This window comes from Thioflexithrix psekupsensis, from assembly GCF_002149925.1.
Lineage (GTDB): Bacteria > Pseudomonadota > Gammaproteobacteria > Beggiatoales > Beggiatoaceae > Thioflexithrix > Thioflexithrix psekupsensis.
In genome coordinates this window covers 312326-337368 of sequence record NZ_MSLT01000012.1, presented here as the reverse complement: position 1 = coordinate 337368, position 25043 = coordinate 312326, and the positions used below count along the sequence as shown (strand labels likewise).

General features: G+C 42.5%; 22 protein-coding genes. 6 read left to right on the top strand and 16 right to left on the bottom strand.

The window, feature by feature from the left end:
* Window positions 1-39: 39 nt before the first annotated feature.
* Window positions 40-3159, bottom strand: coding sequence for an efflux RND transporter permease subunit (locus TPSD3_RS06605; RefSeq protein WP_086487791.1), 3120 nt, complete (start codon window positions 3157-3159; stop codon window positions 40-42).
* 10 nt (window positions 3160-3169) lie between these two features.
* Window positions 3170-4273 (bottom strand): efflux RND transporter periplasmic adaptor subunit, encoded by a 1104-nt coding sequence (locus TPSD3_RS06600; protein WP_176329762.1) that lies wholly within the window; start codon window positions 4271-4273, stop codon window positions 3170-3172.
* Between the two features lie 213 nt (window positions 4274-4486).
* Between TPSD3_RS06600 and TPSD3_RS06595 the strand changes: the two genes are divergently transcribed.
* The gene (locus TPSD3_RS06595) at window positions 4487-5587 is read left to right on the top strand and encodes an extracellular solute-binding protein (protein ID WP_086487789.1); all 1101 of its coding nucleotides are present in this window, start codon (window positions 4487-4489) and stop codon (window positions 5585-5587) included.
* 117 nt (window positions 5588-5704) lie between these two features.
* Window positions 5705-6145, top strand: a complete 441-nt coding sequence (locus tag TPSD3_RS06590) for an EVE domain-containing protein (protein WP_245391536.1) — start codon at window positions 5705-5707, stop codon at window positions 6143-6145.
* A gap of 76 nt (window positions 6146-6221) precedes the next feature.
* On the opposite strand, the gene ftsH is transcribed toward TPSD3_RS06590, so the two are convergent.
* From ftsH to TPSD3_RS06550, 8 genes are all read right to left on the bottom strand, one after another.
* The gene (gene ftsH, locus TPSD3_RS06585; RefSeq protein ID WP_086487787.1) at window positions 6222-8162 is read right to left on the bottom strand and encodes an ATP-dependent zinc metalloprotease FtsH; all 1941 of its coding nucleotides are present in this window, start codon (window positions 8160-8162) and stop codon (window positions 6222-6224) included.
* 68 nt (window positions 8163-8230) lie between these two features.
* Window positions 8231-8890, bottom strand: a complete 660-nt coding sequence (gene rlmE, locus TPSD3_RS06580) for a 23S rRNA (uridine(2552)-2'-O)-methyltransferase RlmE (protein WP_086487786.1) — start codon at window positions 8888-8890, stop codon at window positions 8231-8233.
* Between the two features lie 160 nt (window positions 8891-9050).
* A complete protein-coding gene (locus tag TPSD3_RS06575; RefSeq protein ID WP_140048504.1) occupies window positions 9051-9302 on the bottom strand; it encodes a hypothetical protein in 252 nt (83 codons plus the stop codon).
* Window positions 9303-9319: 17 nt separating this feature from the next.
* The gene (hemW, locus tag TPSD3_RS06570; RefSeq protein WP_086487784.1) at window positions 9320-10543 is read right to left on the bottom strand and encodes a radical SAM family heme chaperone HemW; all 1224 of its coding nucleotides are present in this window, start codon (window positions 10541-10543) and stop codon (window positions 9320-9322) included.
* Between the two features lie 50 nt (window positions 10544-10593).
* The gene (mnhG, locus tag TPSD3_RS06565; RefSeq protein WP_086487783.1) at window positions 10594-10890 is read right to left on the bottom strand and encodes a monovalent cation/H(+) antiporter subunit G; all 297 of its coding nucleotides are present in this window, start codon (window positions 10888-10890) and stop codon (window positions 10594-10596) included.
* Window positions 10880-11149 (bottom strand): MrpF/PhaF family protein, encoded by a 270-nt coding sequence (locus tag TPSD3_RS06560; RefSeq protein ID WP_086487782.1) that lies wholly within the window; start codon window positions 11147-11149, stop codon window positions 10880-10882. Before TPSD3_RS06560 ends, mnhG begins: the two co-directional genes overlap by 11 nt.
* A gap of 3 nt (window positions 11150-11152) precedes the next feature.
* A complete protein-coding gene (locus TPSD3_RS06555) occupies window positions 11153-11665 on the bottom strand; it encodes a Na+/H+ antiporter subunit E (RefSeq protein ID WP_086487781.1) in 513 nt (170 codons plus the stop codon).
* Window positions 11666-11668: 3 nt separating this feature from the next.
* A complete protein-coding gene (locus TPSD3_RS06550) occupies window positions 11669-12751 on the bottom strand; it encodes a hybrid sensor histidine kinase/response regulator (protein ID WP_086487780.1) in 1083 nt (360 codons plus the stop codon).
* 155 nt (window positions 12752-12906) lie between these two features.
* Between TPSD3_RS06550 and sthA the strand changes: the two genes are divergently transcribed.
* The gene (gene sthA, locus TPSD3_RS06545) at window positions 12907-14298 is read left to right on the top strand and encodes a Si-specific NAD(P)(+) transhydrogenase (protein ID WP_217884429.1); all 1392 of its coding nucleotides are present in this window, start codon (window positions 12907-12909) and stop codon (window positions 14296-14298) included.
* 96 nt (window positions 14299-14394) lie between these two features.
* On the top strand, window positions 14395-14982 hold the full coding sequence (locus TPSD3_RS06540) for a hypothetical protein (protein WP_086487778.1): 588 nt from the start codon (window positions 14395-14397) through the stop codon (window positions 14980-14982).
* Between the two features lie 85 nt (window positions 14983-15067).
* Here the strand turns inward: TPSD3_RS06540 and TPSD3_RS06535 are convergent, their stop codons facing one another.
* The 6 genes from TPSD3_RS06535 to cmk all read right to left on the bottom strand — a co-directional run bounded on the left by TPSD3_RS06535 (window position 15068) and on the right by cmk (window position 20074).
* On the bottom strand, window positions 15068-16378 hold the full coding sequence (locus tag TPSD3_RS06535) for a peptidylprolyl isomerase (RefSeq protein WP_086487777.1): 1311 nt from the start codon (window positions 16376-16378) through the stop codon (window positions 15068-15070).
* A gap of 118 nt (window positions 16379-16496) precedes the next feature.
* Window positions 16497-16778, bottom strand: coding sequence for an integration host factor subunit beta (locus TPSD3_RS06530; RefSeq protein ID WP_086487776.1), 282 nt, complete (start codon window positions 16776-16778; stop codon window positions 16497-16499).
* A gap of 148 nt (window positions 16779-16926) precedes the next feature.
* Window positions 16927-18603 (bottom strand): 30S ribosomal protein S1, encoded by a 1677-nt coding sequence (rpsA, locus tag TPSD3_RS06525; protein ID WP_086487775.1) that lies wholly within the window; start codon window positions 18601-18603, stop codon window positions 16927-16929.
* Between the two features lie 141 nt (window positions 18604-18744).
* On the bottom strand, window positions 18745-18993 hold the full coding sequence (locus TPSD3_RS06520) for a (d)CMP kinase (protein WP_086487774.1): 249 nt from the start codon (window positions 18991-18993) through the stop codon (window positions 18745-18747).
* Complete coding sequence (locus TPSD3_RS06515; protein ID WP_086487773.1) at window positions 18950-19252, bottom strand: S1 RNA-binding domain-containing protein; 303 nt, start codon at window positions 19250-19252, stop codon at window positions 18950-18952. Before TPSD3_RS06515 ends, TPSD3_RS06520 begins: the two co-directional genes overlap by 44 nt.
* A 141-nt stretch (window positions 19253-19393) precedes the next feature.
* Window positions 19394-20074 (bottom strand): (d)CMP kinase, encoded by a 681-nt coding sequence (cmk, locus tag TPSD3_RS06510; protein WP_086487772.1) that lies wholly within the window; start codon window positions 20072-20074, stop codon window positions 19394-19396.
* A 223-nt stretch (window positions 20075-20297) separates the two neighbouring features.
* Here cmk and TPSD3_RS18120 point away from each other — a divergent pair, with 223 nt between their 5' ends.
* Window positions 20298-21197: a restriction endonuclease gene (locus tag TPSD3_RS18120; RefSeq protein WP_217884394.1), complete on the top strand. Its 900-nt coding sequence runs from the start codon at window positions 20298-20300 to the stop codon at window positions 21195-21197.
* Window positions 21194-25030, top strand: a complete 3837-nt coding sequence (locus TPSD3_RS18115) for a type ISP restriction/modification enzyme (protein WP_217884393.1) — start codon at window positions 21194-21196, stop codon at window positions 25028-25030. The genes TPSD3_RS18120 and TPSD3_RS18115 overlap by 4 nt, the downstream gene beginning before the upstream one ends.
* The last annotated feature ends 13 nt before the right edge of the window (window positions 25031-25043 follow it).

Here is a 25043-nt window from a genome sequence, read left to right as displayed (position 1 = left end):
TGACCTCTCTTTAAATTTCCCTTCTGAACTTTTCTTATTTTACTCATCCATTTTTTTCTGATTCAATTCCGCTGCGATTAATTCATCAGTTAGACGTTGCATTTCTGTGGCTCTGGGCGGGCTTAAACGCGCCAATCCTAAGTAAAAAACAGGCGTTAAATACAGCGTAAAAACAGCCGCCAATCCCAATCCACCAAAAATCACCCAACCCATTGCCATACGCGCTTCTGCACCCGCTCCCGTGCTTAAAATCAAAGGCAAACCCCCAATCACGGTGGATAATAACGTCATCACAATGGGACGTAAACGCACCCGCGCTGATGTCATCACGGCTTGATAAACCGTTTCTCCGCGATCCCGTAATTGATCGGCAAATTCTACCAATAAAATACCATTTTTAGCCATTAATCCAATGAGCATCACCAGACCAATTTGCGAATAAATATTAATCGAAGTGTCCGTTAAAAATAACGCATAAATCGCCGCCGCCACACCAAAAGGAATTGTTAAACTGACAATAATCGCACTGGTGATATTTTCAAATTGCGCCGCTAACACTAAAAAAACCACTAATAACGCAATGCCATAAGTAATAAAAATCTCATAAGAAGTTTCTTCTAAAGTCGCCGCTTCGCCTAAGAAAATTAAACTGACATCATCAGGTAATGTTTTAGCCGCTAATTGTTGTAAATCATTAATAGCGGTTTGCATGGCATGAGTTGGGGCTAATTCCAAGCTCACTTCAATAGCACGTCGTTGTGCATGTCGATCTAATTCCGCCGCAATGCCTTCTTCTACCAATTCAATTAAACTGGATAAAGGAATCAATTGATCATTTTTATTTTTAAGCTGTAAATTCATTAAATCACTGGGATCACGAATGCGTCCAGTCATCGATTCAATAAATAAAGGAATCGCCTGATCCCCTACATTTAAATCTAACAAATTATAGCCACTAATCATAGACCGTAAAGTGGTGGATAATTCATTTAAATGAATGCCTAAATCTTCAGCCCGTTGGCGATTAATTTTAATTGATAATTGTGGTTGTGTGGGTTGGTAAGAAATATCGGGTTGTGATAAATAAGGCAATTCGCTTTCGATGGTCTGAGTAAATTGCTTAGTGACTTCATATAAATAAGGGTAATTATTGCCTAATAAAGCCATTTCAATTCCGCCGCCTGTGCCGCGTAAATTTAAGCTATTCGTGCCAAAAACACCTATTCTTGCTCCTGGAATTTGCAATAATATAGGGCGTAATGTATTAATCATGTCTTGTTGAGAACGGCCGCGCAATTCCCAATCGGCTAAAGGCGCAGTAATGTGCGCTCGATTTAAATCAAAACGCCCCACAATGGTAAATAACGCGCTTATTTCTCCCGAATCTAATAAAGGTTGCAATACCGCTTCAATATAATCCACTTGGCGTTCGGTATAGCCTAAGCCCACGCCATCTGGCCCCGTGGCGGAGACGTAAAGAATGCCGCGATCTTCGCTGGGTAATAATTCTTGTTTTAATTGTCCTGATAATTGCCACGCCCCCCAAACCGCTAATAAAGCCAAAATTATCGCTAACCACCAAGCGGATAAAATAAACTTTAATGTCCATTGATAAAATAAGGCTAATTTTTCTCCTAAAAAAATTAATAATAAACGTCCTTTATAATGTTGATCAGGTTCTTTAGGTAAACGCGCCGCTAAAGCAGGAACTAAAGATAAGGCCACAAATGAAGATAACCCCACCGCCACCGCTAATACTAAGCCAAATTCTCGAAATAATCGCCCTGCGGTACTGGGCAAAAAAGCGATAGGAATAAAAACGGAAATTAAGACCGCCGTGGTGGCAACAACGGCAAAAAAAACTTGGCGCGTGGCTAAAACCGCCGCCGCTCGCGTACCTAAACCCTGAGCGCGATGGCGTTGAATATTTTCTAATACCACAATGGCATCGTCCACCACTAATCCTGTCGCTAATACCAGAGCTAATAACGTTAAAATATTCAGCGAAAATCCAAATAACCAAATCGCCGCAATAGTGCCAATTAATGCAATAGGAATGGTGATACTTGGAATCAAGGTAACAGTAAAACGCCCCATAAATAACCATAGGGTTAAAATCACAATTAAAACACTTAACAATAAAGTCATTAAAACTTCGCGCACCGAATCACGAATAAATTTGGCTTCATCAGAAGTTATGCTCAATGTTAAATGATCGAAACGTTGATTTAATTTGTCAACCACTTTTTGCACTTCATTAGAAATCAAAATGGTATTAGAATGGGCTTGGCGAATAATCCCTAAACCAATCACATTATCTCCATTAAAACGCACATAAGAAGTCGCATCCGCAGGCGCAAAAATAACCCGCGCAATATCGCCTATTTTTACATCGTGATTAATCTGTAAATGAGCAATATCTATTTCGCTAATGGCTGACGCATCTGCACGCACTAATAATTCTTGATCATTAGAACGAAAACTGCCCGCTGGAACATCTAATGGTGCTGTTTTTAATACATTAATCACATCGGAAATAGAGAGACCAAAACTATTTAAACGAATGGGATCAATTGCTACCCGTAAAAGTTGCTGACGTGTACCAAATAAAGTCACATCAGCCACGCCCATAACAGAAATTAAATCTGGCACCACACTTTGTTCTAAAAAACGAGTTAATTCACTGTCATTAAATTGCGTGCTAGAAGCCGCTAAACGAATAATAGGATTGGCATCCGCATCCGCCTTAATGACAGTTAATTGCTCCACATCCTCTGGCAAACGCCGCTGCACCCGACTGATCGCCTCACGCACGTCCGCAGCCGCTTGATCTAAATCCACCGACGGAGAAAATTCAATTTGCATTCGCATGTTATTTTCTTCGCTAGACGGGCGAATCGATTTAACCCCAGACACCCGCGCCACCGCGCCTTCTAATAAACTCGTGACTTCTGCATCCATTGTTTCTGGCGAAGCCCCCGGATAATTTGCACGCACGGTAATAATCGGGCGATCCACATTCGGTAATTCCCGTACTTCTACATTTAAAATAGCAGCAATTCCTGCCAAAACAATCAGCAAATTAATAACGATAATAAGAATTGGGCGACGAATACTTAATGAGGGTAAATCTTGATGAGTAGAATTAAATAAGTTCATATCTGAAAATTTATTGTAATTTTAACGGAATCGTTGGCATATTTTTAGCGTTTTCAACAAACAAAATCGGATCGAATGATTCAATTTGCGCCCCTTTACGCACCCGCTGCACACCTTCGATAATGATCGGCATTTCTGGCGTTAAAGCTGCGTCAATTAACAATTCCCCTTCCAAACGCTGCACAATGGAAATAGGCAGTTGTTGCACCTGCGCTTCTTGCACCACCCAAATATACGCGCCATCCCCTCCCCATTGCACTGCCATTTCAGGCACTGCGGGGTAAGTTTTGCCGTAAAATTCGGCTTGAATGCGGAAACTCATGCCCGGCCGATAATGATCGGGTTCGTTGTCAAATTGCGCTTGAATTAATAAATGACGGGTGCGGCTATCAATTTGGCTATCGATTTCACTAATTTCTGCTTGAATAGGTGCGTTATCTCGCCATGAAAAAAGTGTAATGTTTTGTCCTAATTGAAGATGAATAGCAAACGATTCAGGAAGGCTAAAACGAATATTTAATTTTTTTCTATCGTCTAATGAAGCAATCGCCGTATTTGGACTGACTCTATCGCCAATATTTAACGAACTAAAACCAATATAACCCGAAAATGGTGCGATAATTTGACGTTCTTCTACGGCTAATTGAGCGGCTTTTAATTGAATTTGACGCAATTGCATTGCCGTGCGGGCTTCATCCACGACGGCAGGCGCAAAAGTTTGCGTTCCCTCAGCGCGTTGGTAGCGTTTAAAAAGCCGCTCGGCATCGGTGGCTTGAACATGAGCTAATTCTAAGGCAATTTTTTCATTTTTATCATCTAATTGTAATAAAATTTGTCCTGCTTTTACCCATTCGCCCGTACGAAAATAAATAGCGGTAATTTCTCCATTTTGTTTTGGATATAATGTGGCTGTTTTTTGAGCATAGGCAGTGGCAATGGTTTCAACACGAATACGCTCATTTTTCCACAAGGGAATCTGTAAAATCACAGGCACCGTTGCCGTACGAGAAGCCGCACGTTTAGACGTATCAGGCGCATTAGAATCGCGTTGACAAGCCGTTAAAAAAATAATCGAAATCACCCCTAATAAAAAATAAAAAAATAGTTTAAACATTCTTATCACTTCATACGTCTCAATTAATTGTATTATAAAATGCCCCGTGCGTTTTAACCACTTGCAAAAAAAATGAGCAGCGGCCATTGAAGCCCCAGTAGATCGTTACTATTAACGGGTGGCCTAAATTGGGATATTCGCTAAACTTTGCAATATAGAGAATGGAGTAAATCCTGTCTTTTAACGTTAATTTAACATGAGGAAATAACCCTAATGCGTTCCTTTTCATCTGGCTTATGTGCGGCATTACTCGGACTATGTTTTACAGCCAATGGGTATGCACAAGAAAATGTGTTGCATGTCTATAATTGGAGTGATTATATCGCTCCAGAAACCGTCGCTAATTTTGAAAAAGAGACGGGCATCAAAGTGGTTTATGATGTGTTCGACAGCAACGAATTATTGGAAGCCAAATTATTGGCAGGAAACACTGGATTTGATGTGGTCGTTCCTTCTGCCTCTTTTCTCGGCCGCCAAATTAAAGCCGGCATTTTTATGCCCTTAGATAAAAGCAAATTAACCAATTATCATCACTTAGATGAAGGGTTAATGCGTAAATTGCAACGGGTTGATCCAGAGAACGCCCACGCAGTGCCTTATCTTTGGGGGACAACGGGTTTAGGTTACAACGTAAAAGCGGTAAAAGCCCGCTTGGGTGAAGATGCGCCTGTTAATAGCTGGGATTTATTTTTTAAACCAGAAAATATGGCCAAATTAAAAGATTGTGGTATTTCTGCTTTGGACGCGCAGTCTGAAGTATTGCCGATTGCGTTGCATTACTTGGGACATGATCCCAACAGCTTGAATGAAGCGGATTATACTGAACACGCTGCGCCTTTGTTGGCGGCGGCGCGTCCAAATATCACTTATTTCCATTCTTCTCAATATATCAATGACTTAGCCAATGGAGATATTTGTGTGGCTTTGGGATGGTCAGGTGATATTTTGCAGGCGGCCACTCGTGCGGCTGAAGCGGGCAAAGGTGTTGAAGTCGCTTACAGTTTACCCAAAGAGGGAACTGTGGTTTGGTTTGATATGTTGGCCATTCCTAAAGATGCGAAAAATGTTGAAGCCGCGCATACATTTATTAATTACTTAATGCGCCCTGAAGTGATTGCTGAAGTATCTAATTATGTTTCTTATGCCAATGGCAATTTATCTTCAAAAGAATTAGTGGATGAAGCCATTCGTCAAGACCCTAATGTTTATCCTTCTGATGAAGTGATGGATAAACTCTTTACTTTAGCGGTAATGCCACCTAAAATCGACCGCGTGATTACACGGGTTTGGACGAAGATTAAAACAGGTTTATAATTGTTTTAATTGATGGGTTTTGGTGCGAATTGGGGATAATATCGATGTGCGGTATTATCCCCATTTTCTTGTCTCTAATAAAATTAAAATGGCAGTAAGAAAATGGCTTATTGGTTGATGAAATCAGAACCTGATGTTTTTGGTATTGACGATTTACAGCGAGTGCAAACGGCGATTTGGGATGGCGTGAGAAATTATCAAGCCCGCAATTTTTTGCGCGATCAGATGCACGTGAATGATGAGGTTTTATTTTACCATTCTAATGCCCGTCCTGCGGGCGTTGCAGGGCGCGCCAAAGTGGTGCGGACAGCCTATCCTGATCCCACCGCATTTGACCCTAAGCACCGTTATTACGATCCCAAAAGCCAGCCAGAAAATCCTCGTTGGTATGCGGTGGATGTGGCTTTTGTGGAAAAATTTAGGCATTTTGTGACCTTAGACGAATTGCGACAGCATCCTGCTTTGACGGATTTGCTAGTTTTAAAACGTGGCAATCGCTTGTCTATTACGCCTATGACGGCGGGAGAATGGGAGGTGATTGTTGGCTTAGGGCATTAATAAGATCATACGTTAATAAAAAACCCCGATTGACACCGGGGTTTTTTATTGCGTGATTCACAAAACAGATCACAGATCAATGTTGGCTGGCTGGATCGCCGATGCCACCGTCACCAGAGCGTTTGGATTTTTTCAAATCAAGCACGTCAACATTGTCTTTTTCGGCATGACCGCCGTGTCCACCGCCGCGAGTTTCATCCCAATCTTTGGGAGGACGGGGTTCTTTACCGGTCATCAAGTCTTCAATTTGATCCGCGTCAATGGTCTCGTATTTGATCAATGCCTCTGCCATTAAGTGCAGAATTTTGATGTTTTCTTTCAAAATTCGTTCAGAACGCAAATAATTACGATCAATCACCGAGCGGATTTCTTCATCAATGAGATGTGCTGTTTCATCAGACATCATTTTGTGTTGTGTGACGCTGTGACCTAAGAACACTTCGCCATTCTCTTCACCATAACTCAGCGGGCCTAAACGTTCGGACATGCCCCATTGTGTTACCATATTGCGCGCCAATTCCGTAGCGCGTTTAATGTCGTTACTTGCGCCAGTGGTGATGTGTTCTGGGCCAAAAACGATTTCTTCAGCTAAACGTCCCCCAAATAAGCTGGAAATTTGGCTTTCTAAACGCTCTTTGCTGCTGCTGTAACGATCTTGTTCGGGTAAAAACATCGTCACTCCCAAAGCTCGACCCCGCGGAATAATCGTGACTTTGTAAACAGGATCGTGCGCAGGAACACAACGCCCTACAATCGCATGACCCGCTTCATGATAAGCGGTGAGTTTTTTCTCATCTTCGCTCATCACCATTGATTTACGTTCTGCCCCCATTAACACCTTGTCTTTGGCACGTTCAAAATCGCTCATGTCAACTAAGCGTTTGTTTTCACGTGCGGCAAATAAAGCGGCTTCATTCACCAAATTGGCTAAATCTGCACCCGAAAAGCCCGGTGTACCACGTGCAATCACCGTGGGATTGACATCGTCAGCAATCGGCACTTTACGCATGTGAACTTTTAAAATTTGCTCACGTCCGCGAATGTCAGGCAACGGCACCACCACTTGACGATCAAAACGTCCCGGACGCAATAAGGCAGGGTCTAATACGTCTGGACGGTTAGTCGCCGCAATGACAATTACGCCTTCATTGCCTTCAAAGCCGTCCATTTCTACCAATAATTGGTTTAGGGTTTGTTCGCGTTCATCATGGCCGCCACCTAAGCCCGCACCACGATGCCGTCCTACCGCATCGATTTCGTCAATGAAAATAATACAAGGTGAGTGTTTTTTCGCTTGTTCAAACATATCACGCACCCGTGATGCACCTACACCCACAAACATTTCTACGAAATCTGAGCCTGAAATGGTAAAAAATGGCACTTTGGCCTCGCCGGCAATGGCGCGTGCCAACAGTGTTTTACCGGTACCGGGTGATCCCACCATCAGTACACCGCGGGGAATTTTACCGCCTAAATTTTGGAATTTACCGGGATCGCGGAGAAATTCTACCAATTCAGTCACTTCTTCTTTGGCTTCATCTGCGCCTGCCACGTCGGCAAAGGTGACTTTAACTTGATCTTCTTCGATCATGCGCGCCCGACTTTTACCAAATGATAACGCGCCGCGGCCGCCACCGCCTTGCATTTGTCGCATGAAAAACACCAGTAAACCAAACAATAACAACATCGGGAACCAGGAGATAAAAATCTGCATGAGTAATGATTGTTGTTCGGGTGGATTAGATTCGATGGCGACTTTATTGGCCAATAAGTCGCCGATTAAACCATTATCGCCGGGATTATAGGTGATGAAAGGAGTGCCGTCTTGTTTGCTTCCTTTGATGGTGCGTCCTTCAATAACAACCCGCTCAACTTGTCCTGCTTGTACAGCCTGAATAAATTCTGAATACTGCATAGATTGCGTATTAGGTTGGCGTGGGCCGAAGTTGTTAAATACCATCATTAAGACGAGGGCGATAACAACCCAGAGTAAAAGATTTTTTGCCATGTCATTCATGGTGATTGATGCCTCTCAAGATAAAAAACGCTGCAAGTGCAGTGAAAAACGCCTTTGGCATTCGTCAGTTATGGGATAGATGGGGATCGGGGTAGTGCAGTGTCAGATCGATAGTGTTTGGCTAACACGTACATTTCAGCCGACCGCGCCCGTGATGCGTCGGGTTTACGAATGTTCACTTGTTTAAAGTGCAATCGCAAACTCTTGACATAGGCATCAAAGCCTTCGCCTTGAAATACCTTACTCAAGAAGTGTCCACCGGGCGCGAGTACGGAAAGTGCAAAATCTCTCGCCAACTCAGCCAATAACATGGCACGAGGTTGATCGACTGATTTGTTTCCTGTGATATTGGGTGCCATGTCAGACATTACAAGGTGGGCTTTTTCCTCTCCTAAAGCGGTTAATAATTCATTTAATACGACATCTTCCCGAAAATCCCCTTGGATAAAAGTGACTTCTGGTAAAGGATCCATTGGCAGTATGTCAAGGGCAAAAACGCGAATGGATTGAAATTGTTGTTTCACCCATTGTGACCAGCCACCGGGTGCCGCGCCTAAGTCAACCACGGTCATTTTGGGTCGAAATAAAGCATCCTGTTGATGAATTTGTGCCAGTTTGTAGACTGCACGAGAGCGATAACCGGCCTGTTGGGCTTGTTTGACGTAGGGATCATTGCGGTGTTCTTGACACCAACGCTGGCTACTTTGCGTGATTTTTTTGCGGGTCATGCGGAGTGAAGCGGTCTCTATAACACGTTGCGTTTGATGACAGTCAGGTGACAACCGTCTTAAAGGTTGAAGTATATCCTGAATCGTGTAGAGACAGCAATTCTCAATTTAAGCCCTTACAACCAATAATGTATTTTCAAAAAAGAGCGGCAAAAAATTTTCAACGAGGGGCGGTTAATTCTTTAAATAAAGGAGCTAAAAATTCAAAAATAGCCATAAATAAATTCTTCACAAAAGAAAAAACCATCATCACAATACCAAATACTTCTTTCCAACGAGTCGAAATAGTTTCTATAGGATTAATTCTAAGCGTAAATCCCAATTTAACAAAATCAAGATCGAATAGAATATATAAAACCGCCATCACAAATAATAAAATAATTAGATAAAATAAATTTTTCATACTGCACATGTTTTTGCTCTATACTTTCAGAGAAATAAAGCTAACAAATCATTTAAAAACAATCGCCCTGTTTCCGAAGGAAAATAATGATCGCCAATTCGTTCTAACCATTCTTTTGCCATTGCTTCTCCCAATGCAGGCTCTACTTTATCAAAGGCAACACCCGTATAAGCCATAAATTGACTTTTCGTAAAACCATCGTGCAAACGGAGCGCATTTAACATAAATTCTAAACACACCTCTTTATGCGTCAATTCACGTTCATCTACGCGAACTTGAGCCGTAGAAGCGGTGGCTAAATAACGTTGTGGATGGCGTTGTTTGCTATAACGAATAATGCGCCCTAATTGCGCATTGCTAATTTTTCCATGCGCCCCCGCACCAATTCCAATATAATCGCCAAATTGCCAATAATTTACATTATGACGGCAGCGTTGATTCGGCTTGGCATAAGCAGAAACTTCATAGTGTAAATAACCTGATTCTTTTAAATAACTTTGCCCAATGGTTTGAATAGTCCACAAATCATCATCTTCAGGTAATAACGGTGGCGGCCGACGATGAAATAACGTATTAGGTTCAATGGTTAATTGATACCAAGATAAATGCGGCGGTTGATAGGCTAAAGCTATTTTTAAATCATCTAAAGCCTGTTTTTCAGTTTGTGCAGGCAATCCAAACATTAAATCAATATTAAAATTCTTAAATCCAGATAATGTCACCATTTCAATCGCTTTAATCGCTTCTTCTCTGCCATGAATTCTACCTAAAGATTGTAAAAAATCATCATTAAAACTTTGAATTCCTAATGACAAGCGATTAATGCCTGCTTCTAAATAGCCCTTAAAACGTGCATTATCCACTGTACCGGGGTTAGCTTCTAAAGTAATTTCTGCTTGGGGAATAATTGCCAATCGGCTGCGCAATCCTGTGATCAATTCATTAATAATTTCAGGCGACAAAACACTGGGTGTTCCCCCACCAATAAAAACACTAATGACTTTTCTACCCCAAATATGCGGCAATTCCTGTTCTAAATCCGCAAATAACGCATTTAAATAATCTCGTTCTGGCACTGAATCTCGAATTTCATGCGAATTAAAATCACAATAAGGACATTTTCGCACACACCAAGGAATGTGAACGTATAAACTTAATGGAGGCAATGCCGTTAAATCAAATAAATGAGGATTATTTTTTGCCTTTAATTGCTGATTAAAACGCTCAAAAGTGACAACGGTTTCTGACATTATTGTTTCCTTTGATTTGGATTATTATTGATTCGGTTCAATCCGACCGATTAGCGTTTTGACAAATGCGCCTCCCGCTGCAACGCAGTACGCGCCACCAAATGGCATGCCACAGAACTGGCAAGTAAAACTAACAGCCAAATTAACCCTAATTTCAAGGCTAATATTCCGCTTTGATTGTGTAATGCCAGCCCTAAAATAACAAAGCCTAAACCCGCATTATCGGCTTTAGTTAAGGCATGTAAACGACTATAGACATCAGGCATTCGCAGCACGCCCACCGTGCCGGCAATAAAAAAAACACAGCCAATCAATAAGCTTAACACCACCAATCCATCAATGATCATCAGGCATCTCCACACGATAAAACCGCGCAAATGCCGCCGAAGCCACCACCGCCAATAAAGCGAATACCAACGCCACATCGCGCAACGCCCGCAAATTCAACACTTCAGCCAACAATAACAACACCGCACACGTGGTCGTTCCAAAAAGTAACACTGCCAACAAGCGATCCGCTAACGTCGGTCCCTGAATCACCCGCGCTAAACCTGCAATTATGGTTAATAACAGCAAAGCAATCATTAATCCAAAGAAAATGGTCATTTTTTACATTTTCTCCTGTTGATGCGCATCGGGAAAGGCTTTGAGAAGATACTGTTCTAAAAGATGCAATTCTTGTTCACTGTGATGGTGTTGCGTCAGCACGTGGACAAACAACACATTATTGCGCTCATCATAATCCGCACTCAATGTTCCCGGTAGCAAGCTGATCACGTTCATAAATAGCCAGCGCGGCATCCCATCAGCCAAACCGGGTTGGTAACGGCACCAGCCCGGACTAATCGGTAAATCAGGATGAAAAGCTCTCCGCGCCACATCCCAACTGCCCTGTAATGAAGCTTTGAAAAAATAGCCTAAAAACAGTAATAATCCCCAAAAACTCACTGAAAAACGTCGATTTTGCGGTAAATGTAAATAAAACCAATAGCTTATCCCCACACTCACCGCACCAAATAATAACGCCGCTGTGTCCGTTTTGCCTTCGCTGAGGATAAACCAAATGAAAAATAAAATAAGTAATAACCGTGAATGATGATAAATTCGCGTCAAATAGGACATTTTTTAAATCTCAACCACAAAATGCGATCCTTGATTGGCATTGGGTTTAACGAAAATTTTGCCATTGTGGGCATTCACCACCATTTTACAAAAAGTTAAGCCTAATCCAATTTGTGGCACGCCTTTGCGTTTTAAATCAACCACTTCAAACTTCTCAAAAATGCGCTCACGATACGCCTCTGGAATCCCCGGCCCCTCATCAATCACACTGAGACGAAAATGCGTCCCCGATTCGGCATAAGACAACGGCGTTAAACGTAAGATCACCGTGGTGGCTGAAGGCGAATATTGCAACGCATTGGCTAATAAATTCCCAATCACTCGGCGAAATAAATTACTATCAATCATCGCTTCAATCGGCGGATCAGGCAGATCAAATTGCAAAACAATACCCCGCGATTGCGCGATAATATTAAAATGCTTTTGCGCATCTACTGCCAATTGATTAATATCTGTTAAAGCCGTATTTAATAAAAACTTACTTTGTTCCATTTTCGCAGCCATTAACAGATCATTCACAAAAGAATCCAAACGATCAGCCCCCGCTTTAATCATTTGTAAATGCTTAATCACTTCAGGATCAGACACCTTTTCTTCCATTAATGTGGCGTGTAATAAAATCGAAATCACCGGGCTAGACATATCATGCACGATCATATTAGACAATTCTTCGCGCATTTTTAAGGTGGCTTCTAATTCATCATATTGTCGTTTGATGCGTAACATCGATTGGACACGTGCCAACAATTCCACTGCATGAATGGGTTTATGTAAAAAATCGTCCGCGCCCGCGGCTACGCCGTTGGCCAAAGCCACTTTACTGTCCATTGATGTGATTAAAATCAATGGGATATGTTGATAATGAGGATTGGCTTTGATGTGCTGGCATAACGCAAAACCATCCACATCCGGCAACATCACATCCAAAATAATTAAATCCACACTGGTCTCAGCCAACTCTTCCAACACCGTTTGTCCCTGCTCCAGCAGCCTAATATCATACTGATTTAGCTTGAGTGTCTCGGCCAGCGCATGTCGCACACTGGCATCGTCATCAACCACTAAAATCTTGGGGCGTTTACTCATCTCGTTGCAAACCTCTATTTAAACAATCTATGGGCAAGTGATGGCATCGTGTGCCGCGTTTTTTTCATAATAAACAAATCTTATCCTGTTCATAAAATCAGTTACAATAACCCCCTAAACACCCATTCACAACCAACAACGAAAGGTAACTTATGGTGGCAAACGAATACGATATGATTGTCATTGGCAGTGGGCCTGGCGGCGAAGGGGCTGCCATGAAAGCCGTTAAAGCAGGTAAACGTGTCGCCATTGTCGAAAAATACATGAAAGTCGGCGGCGGATGCAGCCATTGGGGAACAATTCCCAGTAAAGCACTTCGTCATGCCGTACAGCGTTTAGTCGATTTTAGAAATTATCCCATGTTTGAACATCTCATTCAGGGACTCAACATCAGTTATCCCCAACTGTTAAAATCGGCCGAAAGTGTGATTAATAAACAAGTCAAAATGCGCCAATCATTTTATGATCGGAATAATGTTGATGTTTTACATGGACATGCCCGCTTTATTGATCCGCACACGGTTGAAGTTTTATCCGACAACGCGCCACGTAAACGTTATCATGCAGAAGCATTTATTGTGGCTTCCGGGTCAAGTCCCTACCGTCCCAAAGACATCGATTTTACCCATCCCCGCATTCACGACAGTGACACCATTCTACAACTTGACCACACGCCTTACTGTATAACCATCTATGGCGCGGGGGTGATTGGATGTGAATATGCGTCCTTTTTTCGCGGTTTCGATGTCAAAGTCAATTTAATCAACACCCGTGATAAATTATTGGCGTTTTTGGACGATGAAATTATTGACGCATTGTCTTATCACCTACGCGATCAGGGCATTTTAATTCGCCACAACGAAGAATATGCCGCCGTAGAGCCATTAGACGATTGTGTTATTTTACACATGAAATCGGGTAAACAAATTAAAAGCGATGTGCTACTTTTTGCCAACGGACGGTCGGGAAATTCACGCGACATGGGATTAGAACAAATTGGCATTGCGATTAACCGCCGCGGTCAATTGGAAGTCAATGCCAATTATCAAACCAGTGTCCCTCACATTTATGCGGTGGGCGATATTGTGGGTTATCCGAGTTTAGCCAGTGCGGCTTACGATCAAGGCCGTTTTGCGGCCACGCATTTTGTCACGGGACAATGTGATCACCGTTTGATCGAAGACATCCCCACAGGGATTTATACCAGCCCAGAAATCAGTTCTGTGGGGCGCACCGAACGAGAATTAACCGAAAGCAAAATTCCTTATGAAGTGGGTCATGCGTTTTTCAAGAGTTTGGCACGGGCGCAAATTACGGGGCAAACGGTGGGCATGTTGAAAATATTATTTCACCGTGAAACCCTAGAGATTTTAGGCATTCACTGTTTTGGCAGTGAATCGGCGGAAATTATCCACATTGGTCAGGCGATTATGGCACAAAAAGGAGATGCCAATAATTTAATGTATTTTATTAACACCACATTTAATTATCCCACGATGGCAGAGGCTTATCGTGTGGCCGCTTTAAATGGCTATAATCGCCTATAAATTGGGTTTACGTGTTGGCTGTGTCGCTTTTTTATGTTTTCATGTGCCGACGCAAACAGTCAACACGCCAAAACATCCACTGAGGATTAAAGACCCATGTTATATCATAAAATCGCTACGATTCTCTTGTGCAGTGGTTTGACGCTGCCGCTGTGGGCTGAAGAGTCAATGACTCCGGTCATTGATGCAGACGCTTTCAAGGCGTTAGAAACAAGAGTGTTGCATTTAGAGCAGATTGTCAACGAGTTAAAACAAAGCGTGCAGCAAGTGGAAACGCAATTGCACCACAACCCCATTTCCCCCTCGGTACTATCTTCTCCCGATGTCATGGCGAGTTCTCCGTTAGTCACATTAGAAAGCTGGCAATTTCGAGAAGTGAAAATTAAATTTAACACTTATTATGCCTTAGATTTGGTGTTAAATAATGGTTATGATAAAGCGATTAAAGACATTGATGCCAGAGTGAATTTTAGAAATTTATTAGGTGGACATTTATATGGCATTGCAGTGACAGAACATTTGCGCATCGCCGCACAGTCCCAAATCACCGATGAAGGCACACAACGTAACGGTCGATTGTTGGGACAAAGACATCAAATGTTGGCGTTAAAAAATGATGAAATTGCCGCAGAATTAGTGGTGCGAAAAATTGTTTTTGAAGACAATAGTACTTTGAGCTTTTAAATAGAAAATCTGAATCAGAATTTATAGTAATAAACAGTCATTAGTCTGTTAATTCTCTTAATTCTGATTCAGACAAACTATTTTCTTACTGCGACTCATTTTTTAAGCGATATTCAACATAAGCCTCGTCGCGTAATTGGCGCATCCACGTATTTAATTCTTCTTCAATTTTGCGTTCCCGAATTTGGCGGGCGGCTTCGGTGCGGCGGGCTTGGTCGGTGTTATCGTGTTCGCGGCGTTGCTCAACCAAAACCAAATGCCAACCAAAGCGACTCTTGAAAGGATCGCTAATTTGCCCTTCGGCTAAACTGTCCATGACCGTTTCAAACTCGGCCACCATATCGCCCGGAGTCACCCAACCTAAATCGCCTCCCTCTGCGGCCGATCCCAAATCGGTAGACGTGGCGCGTGCCAGTTGTGCAAAATCTTCTCCTTGTTCTAAGCGGTATTTAAGCGCGGACAGTTGGCGTTCGGCCTCTCGATCTGAGAGTAGTTCATTGGTTTTCAATAAGATATGACGGGCTTTGGTTTGTGTTACCAGTTGTTTACCGCCGCGCATATCGGCTAATTTAATGATGTGAAAACCGCCCGCGTTGCGAATTAACGGACTCGCCTCTCCCACAGACAAAGACAGCACCGATTCTAAAAATAAACTCGGCAATTGCGCCGCACTGCGCCATCCTAAATCCCCCCCTTCTAAAGCCTGTTGCCCATCAGAAACCCGCACCGCCATCTCTTGAAAATCTGCGCCTTGTTGCAATTGGCTGAGAATGGTTTCTGCTTGGGATTTTTTTGCGGCAATGACTTCAGGCGAGGCCGCCTCTGGCGTGGCAATGAGAATATGGAATAAACGATATTCTGAAGCAATCGCACCTTGTTGTACTTGATTGACTAAAAAATTGTCGATTTCTTTATCAGTAATATTAATACGACTCACCACTTGTCGTTGTTGCAACCGACGGATGAGTAATTCATCACGAATGTCTTCCCGAAAATTCGCATAGCTAAAACCGCTGCTTTCTATGCTATCACGTAATTCATCTAGGGTCATATTTTGTTGTGAAGCTAAATTACGTAACGCCTCATTTAGCGTTAAATCATCCACTTCCACATTGGTGCGCGTGGCCAATTGTAACTGTAAAGTATTCATGATCATACTTTCCAGCACTTGGCGTTCTAAATCTGCATCTGGTGGAATGCGAATCCCTTGTTGTTCCAGACGGGTTTGGGCTTTGCGCAATTGTTCTTGTAGTTCGCTATGAGTAATGACTTCTTCATTGACCACCGTCACGATGTAATCAAGCGTCTGTGGCGTGGTTTGTGCGGTCACTGTGCCAGCTAAAACGCTCCAACAACCTGAAATCAGTATCAATAGGCCTATTTTTTGAAAACGCATACGTTATTGATCCTTCACTAATTACGGTGATTTCGCCTAATAAAACAGGCAGAGGCAACAAAACGCCGCACTCTGCCCTGTGTTAAGACCAAGACTGTCAAGAAAATGTTTAATGGGATTAATCAGGATTGACGCGGTCGCGCAATTCTTTGCCGGGTTTGAAATGGGGAACGTATTTTGCGGGCAGAGACACCGCTTCCCCTGTTTTTGGATTACGCCCTGTACGGGGTGGGCGATAATGTAGGGAGAAACTGCCAAAACCACGTATTTCTATACGCTCACCATTGGCCAAAGCCTGTGCCATGTGTTCTAACAGCGTTTTGACAGCCAGATCAATGTCTTTTGGTGCTAATTGCTTTTGTTTTTCGGCAATGGCTTCTATTAATTCTGATTTGGTCATGTTCCAATCCAATCGATAAGCTGTATTATTATGGGAGGAAAAAGCGTGCATCCTATTGCGCTTTTGTAACGCGCTGAATAGCTAGAGATTTTTATCTCTATCCATCAACGCGCTATTTTTAGAGACGTAGAAAACGTCGAAAAATGGCTTAACTGCCTTTTTCCATTTGCTCTTTCATCAAATCGCCAAGGGTGGCCGCGGCGGGTTGTGAGCGACCGTAGTCGTGCATGGCTGCGGATTCTTCGTCGGTTTCTTTGGCTTTGACCGATAAGGTAATGATGCGTTTTTTGCGATCTACGCCGGTGAATTTGGCTTCGATGGCTTCACCTTCTTTTAATAAGACACGCGCATCTTCTACCCGATCCCGTGCCAACTCAGAAGCACGCAAGTAGCCTTCAACCCCTTCTTCTAAATGAATCACTGCACCTTTGGCATCCACTTCTTTTACAGTGCCTTTAACTACTGAGCCTTTCGCGTGATCCGCCACAAATTGGGAGAAGGGGTCTTTATCCAGTTGCTTAATGCCTAAAGAAATACGCTCACGCTCTGGATCAACGGCTAATACAACCGTTTCAATTTCGTCGCCTTTCTTGTAAGCGCGCACGGCTTCTTCACCGGGAACATTCCAAGAAATATCAGATAAATGCACTAAACCATCAATGCCGCCTTCCAAACCAAGGAAAATACCAAAATCAGTGATAGATTTGATATTGCCCACCACTTTGTCACCTTTGTTATGCGTGGCGGCGAATTCGTCCCACGGATTCGGATGACATTGTTTGATGCCTAAAGAAATACGACGGCGTTCTTCGTCGATTTCTAACACCATGACTTCCACTTCATCGCCAACTTGTACGACTTTAGAGGGGTGAATGTTCTTATTCGTCCAATCCATTTCGGAGACGTGAACCAAACCTTCTACACCTTCTTGAATCTCCACAAAGCAACCATAATCAGCTAAATTGGTGACTTTGCCCATGACGCGGGTTTTTTCGGGGTAGCGGCGAGAAATTTCGATCCAAGGGTCTTCGCCCAATTGTTTCAAGCCTAAAGAGACCCGCACGCGCTCACGGTCGAATTTCAACACTTTCACTTCGATTTCGTCGCCTACGCTGACCACTTCGCTGGGGTGTTTGACCCGTTTCCACGCCATATCGGTGATGTGTAACAGACCATCCACACCGCCTAAATCGACGAATGCGCCGTAATCGGTTAAATTCTTCACAATACCGCGTAAAACCATGCCTTCTTGCATGGATTCGAGTAAGGTTTCGCGTTCTTGACTGTTTTCTTTTTCTACCACAGCGCGGCGAGACACCACCACGTTGTTACGACGGCGATCCAGTTTGATCACCTTGAATTCTAAGGGCTTGCCTTCCAAATAAGTCGTGTCACGAACAGGACGCACATCCACCAATGACCCCGGTAAAAATGCACGGATGTCATTCATATTGACGGTAAAGCCACCCTTGACTTTATCGGTAATGATACCGGTGATGGTATCGGTGTTTTCGTAGGCGCGTTCTAAAATAGTCCATGCGGCGGCTTGTTTGGCTTTTTCGCGGGATAAACGAGTCTCCCCGCAACCGTCTTCTACGGCATCTAAAGCCACATCGACTTCATCACCGACACTGACTTCTAATTGACCGTTGTCATCGCGGAATTGCTCTAATGGGATAACCCCTTCTGATTTCAGACCTGCATCGACAATCACCACATCGGCGCGGATGTCAACCACGATCCCGCGCACAATGCTGCCGGGTACCATGTTTTTACTGAATAAACTTTGTTCAAATAATTCAGCAAAGCTAAGGCTTTCAGTCATTCCAAACCCCTGACTTGATAGACCAATCAGGTAAAAATTGGCTCAAGTACATTATTTGTTGAAGCCACTTTTTTGGGAAAAGTGGGTTAGTGAAAATAAAACCGTATTGTCTGGCGAGAGTGACGCAGAGCAACACAGCGGTTAAAGGTGTTTCGATACCGATGTCAGTAGTTGTGCCATCACGGCTTCGATAGAAAGGGTCGTGGTGTCAATACGTTGTGCGTCGGCTGCGGGGGTGAGTGGTGCAGTTTGACGTTCACAATCGCGTTGATCGCGAGCAGCAATTTCTTTGACAAGGTTGTCTAGGTTAGCATCTATTCCTTTTTGTTTCAACTGTTTATAACGTCTATTTGCGCGTTCTTGTGGTGAAGCGGTTAAAAAGAATTTCAGCGGCGCGTCGGGAAAGACAACCGTCTTCTACGGCATCTAAAGCCACATCGACTTCATCACCGACACTGACTTCTAATTGACCGTTGTCATCGCGGAATTGCTCTAATGGGATAACCCCTTCTGATTTCAGACCTGCATCGACAATCACCACATCGGCGCGGATGTCAACCACGATCCCGCGCACAATGCTGCCGGGTACCATGTTTTTACTGGATAAACTTTGTTCAAATAATTCAGCAAAGCTAAGGCTTTCAGTCATTCCAAACCCCTGACTTGATAGACCAATCAGGTAAAAATTGGCTCAAGTACATTATTTGTTGAAGCCACTTTTTTGGGAAAAGTGGGTTAGTGAAAATAAAACCGTATTGTCTGGCGAGAGTGACGCAGAGCAACACAGCGGTTAAAGGTGTTTCGATACCGATGTCAGTAGTTGTGCCATCACGGCTTCGATAGAAAGGGTCGTGGTGTCAATACGTTGTGCGTCGGCTGCGGGGGTGAGTGGTGCAGTTTGACGTTCACAATCGCGTTGATCGCGAGCAGCAATTTCTTTGACAAGGTTGTCTAGGTTAGCATCTATTCCTTTTTGTTTCAACTGTTTATAACGTCTATTTGCGCGTTCTTGTGGTGAAGCGGTTAAAAAGAATTTCAGCGGCGCGTCGGGAAAGACAACCGTTCCCATATCACGCCCATCCGCAACTAAACCCGGTAGGCGACGACAATCGCGTTGTCGCTGTAATAGTGCGCTACGAATACTGGCGATGGCGGCCAATTGTGAGGCGAATTGGGCGATGGTTTCGGTGCGCAGTTGTTGTGTGACATCTTGTTGATCTAATAATACCCGTGTGCCACTGAGATCGGGCAATGGTTGAAATTCAACTTGAAGTTCTACCGCTAATTGGGTGATGGCTTCGGCGCGTTGGTCGGTCAATTGCCGTTGCGCCGCAGCCAAGGCCAGCACGCGATAAATCGCGCCACTGTCCAGATGATGCCAACCCAAATATTGGGCTAAACGTAAAGTCACTGTCCCTTTGCCCACGCCACTCGGGCCGTCAATGGTAATGACCGGAATAGAAGTATTCACAAGAGGAAATTCCTTTGAGGTTAAGTTTTAGGTTTTTTATTCTTTAAATTCTGGTTCAGACAAAAAATGTTATGAATCGTTTAATTTTGATATAGTATAACTTTATCATGCACTGGATCAAATCCAAATCTCCCCAAACAGGTGTCCAAAACTGTGAAATTTCCCCACGCAAATCCTGAGATAATGCGTGTCAGAATTTTAATTTTACCCCCATTAAACGACCATGCCAAACTTCATTGAAACAATTGATTTTATTGAAAAAAATAGCGATTCTATTGTTGAAAAAGGTCGCCGTTTTGAGCTTTTAATTAAAAATTATTTATTAACCGATCCGCAATATTCATTCAGTGATGTGTTTTTGTGGCGGGAATGGGAAAATCGGCCGCAAAATGTTGATACGGGGATCGATATTGTGGCAAAAACACGCGATTTGGGGGAATTTTGGGCGATTCAGTGTAAATTTTATGCTGAAGATACCGTTTTGACGAAAAAAAGCATTGATTCGTTTTTTACTGCTTCAGGGCAGTCTTTTACTGTTAATGGCGAAATTTATCATTTTAATCAACGCATTATTGTTGCCACAACTGAAAATTGGAGTCTGCACGCGAAAGCAGCAATTACTAATCAAAATATTCCTGTTTTATATATCGGTTTCAGTGACTTAGAAAATTCGCCTGTCGATTGGAACGCGCTTTTAAATCAGGTCACTGGACAACGCGCTTTAGTTAAAAAATCACTGCGCCCGCATCAAGAAACCGCTATTCAGGATGTGGCGAAAGGCTTGCAATCCGCGGATCGCGGTAAGTTGATTATGGCCTGTGGGACGGGGAAAACCTTTACTTCTCTGAAAATCGCTGAAAAAATGTTGCCTGATCACGGTATCGTCTTGTTTTTAGTGCCTTCTATCGCGCTGTTGTCGCAAAGTTTACGCGAATGGACGGCCGAGTCTGAACGAGATTTGCATTTTGTCGCGGTGTGTTCGGATGGGAAAGCCAGTCAGTTGGATGCAGAAGATATTCGTGTGACTGATTTGTCTTTTCCCGCCACCACAGATATTGAGAAAATTAAAAATTATATGGAACGCTTTAAGAAAAGTGCATTGTCTTCTCGTGCGTTTTTGTGATTTTCTCAACGTATCAATCTATTGATGTGGTAAGCGCGTGGCAAAAAGAAACGTTAATGATTTTTGATTTGGTCATTTGTGATGAAGCCCATCGCACCACTGGCGTAACGCTGGCTAAAAATGATGAATCGCATTTTGTTAAAGTGCATGAAAATAAGTTTATTCAGGCTAAAAAACGCCTTTATATGACCGCAACTCCGCGCTTATTTACTGACACGGCTAAGAAGAAAGCAGAAGAAAATGACGCTATTTTATGTTCTATGGATGATCCCGCGATTTATGGAGAAGATTTACATAAATTAGGCTTTTCTACGGCAGTGGAAAAAGGTTTATTATCGGATTATAAAGTGTTGGTTTTGGCCGTGCCAGAAGATTATGTGAAACAGTTTGGCCAGCAGAATTTAAACAGTGAATTGAGCGTTGAAGATAAAGCGAAAATTATTGGCTTTTGGAATGGTTTGGCGAAAAAATTCCACGGCGAAAATAACGATGATGATTTGCCTTATATGCGCCGTGCGGTGGCTTTTGCGGGGCGCATTAAAGATTCTGAAAGTATGGTGAAAAATTTTGCTTCCGTTGTGCAAGAATATAAGCAAAATAATCCTGATGTAATTGATTTAATTTGCGCCGCAAAACATGTGGATGGAAAAATGGGAATTGCTGCGCGTAATTCTCATTTGCGCTGGTTGAAAGATGAGCCTAAAAATTTGGAATGTCGCATTTTATCGAATGCCCGTTGTTTGTCTGAAGGCGTAGATGTGCCTGCATTAGATGCCGTTATTTTTTTGAATCCAAGAAATTCTAAAATCGATGTGGTGCAATCGGTCGGGCGCGTGATGCGTAAATCGCCTAATAAAAAATATGGTTATGTTATTTTGCCTGTGGTTATTCCGTCGCAAATGTCGCCTGAAGAAGCTCTGGATAAAAATGAAGCATTTAAGGTGGTTTGGGATGTTTTGCAGGCTTTGCGGGCGCATGATGATCGCTTTCAAGCCATGATAAATAAAATTGAATTGAATCGCGCTATTCCTGATAATTTATCCTTTAATGTCATTGGTCAAGAAATCGCCGAAGAATCAGCAACTTATGGCACAAATTCAATTCAGTTTGATATTAATTTTGATGTCACCAGTTGGAAAAATGCCCTGTTTGCTAAGTTGGTTTTAAAATGTGGGGAACGGCGTTATTGGGAGGATTGGGCAAAGGATATTGCGGATATTGCTGAACGACATATTAAACGTTTAAATGATTTGTTAAAGTCGGGAATATATCAAGTCGCTTTTTCTGAGTTTCTAACAGGGTTGCAACAACAAATTAATCCCAGTATTCAACAGCATGAAGCCATTGAAATGTTGGCGCAGCATTTAATTACTAAACCCGTTTTTGATGCTTTATTTGAGAATTATGAATTTACGCAAAAAAATCCCGTTTCTCAAGCCATGCAGAAAATGTTATCGATTTTAGAAGAACAGACTTTAGAAGAAGAAAGAAAAACTTTAGAAAAGTTTTATGACAGTGTTAGAAAACGCGCCAGCGGCATTGATAATTCCGCAGGTAAGCAAAGAGTGATTATTGAACTTTATGATAAGTTTTTTAAATCGGCTTTTCCGCGCCTGTCTGAGCGTTTAGGTATTGTTTATACGCCTGTGGAGGTGGTGGATTTTATTGTGCAAAGTGCTGCGGTGGCTTTGCAGCGTGAATTTGGTAAAAGTTTGGGTGATGAAGGGGTGCATATTCTTGATCCGTTTTCGGGAACGGGAACGTTTATTGTGCGCTTATTGCAAAGTGGTTTGATTGCTAAAGAAAATTTATTGCGTAAATATGAAACGGAATTGCACGCGAATGAAATTGTTTTATTGGCTTATTATATTGCAGCGGTGAATATTGAAGAGGCTTTTCATGAGTTAAATCAATCCGATTATTTGCCGTTTAATGGGATGGTTTTAACGGATACTTTTCAGATGTATGAAAAACGCGATTGGGTGGATGTGCAAGTTTTACCTGAAAATAATGAGCGCGTCGAGAAACAAAAAGCCACGCCCATTCAAATTATTATCGGTAATCCGCCTTATTCCGCAGGGCAAAGCAGCGCAAATGATAATAATCAAAATTTGGCTTATTTTTCGTTAGATAATCGCATCACAGAAACTTATGCTAAATTCTCAAATGCAACATCTATTAGAAACCTTTATGATGCTTATATTCGCGCCATTCGCTGGGCTTCGGATCGCGTTAAAGACAAGGGAATTATTGCTTTTGTTACCAATGGCTCATTTATTGATGGCAATGCAGCCAGTGGCTTGCGTAAATGTTTAGCGGATGAATTTAGCAGTATTTATTGCTTTAATTTGCGCGGAAATGCGCGCACTTCTGGCGAGCAACGACGCATGGAAAAAGACAATGTTTTTGGGCAAGGCAGTCGTACGCCCGTTGCCATTACTGTTTTAATTAAAAACCCTGCTAAAAAAGGCAATGGAGAATTGTTTTATCACGATATTGGCGACTATTTAAGTCGAGAAGAAAAATTAAACACGATTGCCGCTTTTAAAGATATTTCTGGTATTAATTGGCAATTAATAAAACCGAATGAATCTCATGATTGGATTAACCAACGTAATGATGATTTTTCTACTTTTATTTCTTTGGGAGATAAGAAAAATAAAGCGGAAAAAATGTTTTTTAACTCTTATTCGCTTGGAATTGCAACAGGGCGAGACACTTGGGCTTACAATTTTGCTAAATCTAACCTAGCTAATAATATGCAACGCACAATTGCATTTTATAATTCACAGGTAGAGGCTTATCACGCTATTCCTAAAAATGAACGTCCTGATGTGGAGCAATTTATTGATTTTGATGCAGAAAAAATCAGTTGGGCAAGAAGTACAAAACAAAGTTTGCAGCGCAATAAATTAGGTGTTTTTAATGAGGCTTGCATTATTAAAAGCATGTATCGCCCTTTTTGCAAACAATGGTTATATTTTGATAGACAATTTAATGAAATGATTTATCAAATGCCCAAAATCTTCCCCAATCCAGACACTGAAAATTTAGTGATTTGTGTTAGTGGAATTGGCGCAAGTAAAGATTTTTCTGCGTTAATAGTCAATGTTATTCCTAATTTACATTCGCAAGATACAGGTCAATGTTTCCCCCTATATATTTACGAAGAAAGCACCGCAACCGAAGGATTATTTAGCCAAAACACCAGCCATTGGCAGCGACGCGACGCGATCAACGACGACATATTACGCGACTATCGCGCCCATTATGCCGACTCGCGTATCGACAAAACCGCTATTTTCTACTACATTTATGGCGTACTGCACGATTCTGAATACAAAACCAACTACGCCGCCGACCTAAAAAAAATGCTGCCCCGCATTCCCTACATGCCCGACTTCTGGCAATACAGCGACATGGGCAAACAACTGGCTTATTGGCATTTAAACTACGAAACCATAGAACCTTATGATTTAAAAGAAGAATGGACTTGTACGCCAGAAATGCGTCATTATCGCGTCGAAAAAATGCGCTACACAAAAAGCGGCAAAAGCGTCGATAAAAGCGTATTAATCTACAACGAACATTTAAGCCTAAGCGGTATTCCCGCCGCCGCGCATGAATACATCGTCAACGGCAAATCCGCCCTAGATTGGTTAATAGACCGCTACCAAATCACCACCGACAAAGCCAGCGGCATCCGCAACGACCCCAACGAATGGCTGCCCGACAATCCGCGTTATGTGATTGATTTAATTAAAAAAGTGGTAAGAGTGAGTGTGAAGACGGTGGGGGTTATTGGCGGTGAATTGTTTCAAGAAAAGCCTTAGCCTGCTACAATAT

Excerpts from the sequence above, each read along its gene's own strand:
- TPSD3_RS06540 (WP_086487778.1), top strand. The coding sequence starts at position 14,395 with ATGTTATATCATAAAATCGCTACGATTCTCTTGTGCAGTGGTTTGACG.
- TPSD3_RS06600 (WP_176329762.1), bottom strand. The coding sequence starts at position 4,273 with ATGTTTAAACTATTTTTTTATTTTTTATTAGGGGTGATTTCGATTATT.
- hemW (WP_086487784.1), bottom strand. The coding sequence starts at position 10,543 with ATGTCAGAAACCGTTGTCACTTTTGAGCGTTTTAATCAGCAATTAAAG.
- TPSD3_RS06555 (WP_086487781.1), bottom strand. The coding sequence starts at position 11,665 with ATGTCCTATTTGACGCGAATTTATCATCATTCACGGTTATTACTTATT.
- TPSD3_RS06550 (WP_086487780.1), bottom strand. The coding sequence starts at position 12,751 with ATGAGTAAACGCCCCAAGATTTTAGTGGTTGATGACGATGCCAGTGTG.
- TPSD3_RS06535 (WP_086487777.1), bottom strand. The coding sequence starts at position 16,378 with ATGCGTTTTCAAAAAATAGGCCTATTGATACTGATTTCAGGTTGTTGG.
- rpsA (WP_086487775.1), bottom strand. The coding sequence starts at position 18,603 with ATGACTGAAAGCCTTAGCTTTGCTGAATTATTTGAACAAAGTTTATTC.
- TPSD3_RS06560 (WP_086487782.1), bottom strand. The coding sequence starts at position 11,149 with ATGACCATTTTCTTTGGATTAATGATTGCTTTGCTGTTATTAACCATA.
- TPSD3_RS06515 (WP_086487773.1), bottom strand. The coding sequence starts at position 19,252 with ATGACTGAAAGCCTTAGCTTTGCTGAATTATTTGAACAAAGTTTATCC.
- TPSD3_RS06575 (WP_140048504.1), bottom strand. The coding sequence starts at position 9,302 with ATGTGCAGTATGAAAAATTTATTTTATCTAATTATTTTATTATTTGTG.
- TPSD3_RS06530 (WP_086487776.1), bottom strand. The coding sequence starts at position 16,778 with ATGACCAAATCAGAATTAATAGAAGCCATTGCCGAAAAACAAAAGCAA.
- TPSD3_RS06605 (WP_086487791.1), bottom strand. The coding sequence starts at position 3,159 with ATGAACTTATTTAATTCTACTCATCAAGATTTACCCTCATTAAGTATT.
- ftsH (WP_086487787.1), bottom strand. The coding sequence starts at position 8,162 with ATGAATGACATGGCAAAAAATCTTTTACTCTGGGTTGTTATCGCCCTC.
- mnhG (WP_086487783.1), bottom strand. The coding sequence starts at position 10,890 with ATGATCATTGATGGATTGGTGGTGTTAAGCTTATTGATTGGCTGTGTT.
- TPSD3_RS06595 (WP_086487789.1), top strand. The coding sequence starts at position 4,487 with ATGCGTTCCTTTTCATCTGGCTTATGTGCGGCATTACTCGGACTATGT.
- TPSD3_RS18120 (WP_217884394.1), top strand. The coding sequence starts at position 20,298 with ATGCCAAACTTCATTGAAACAATTGATTTTATTGAAAAAAATAGCGAT.
- rlmE (WP_086487786.1), bottom strand. The coding sequence starts at position 8,890 with ATGACCCGCAAAAAAATCACGCAAAGTAGCCAGCGTTGGTGTCAAGAA.
- TPSD3_RS06590 (WP_245391536.1), top strand. The coding sequence starts at position 5,705 with ATGAAATCAGAACCTGATGTTTTTGGTATTGACGATTTACAGCGAGTG.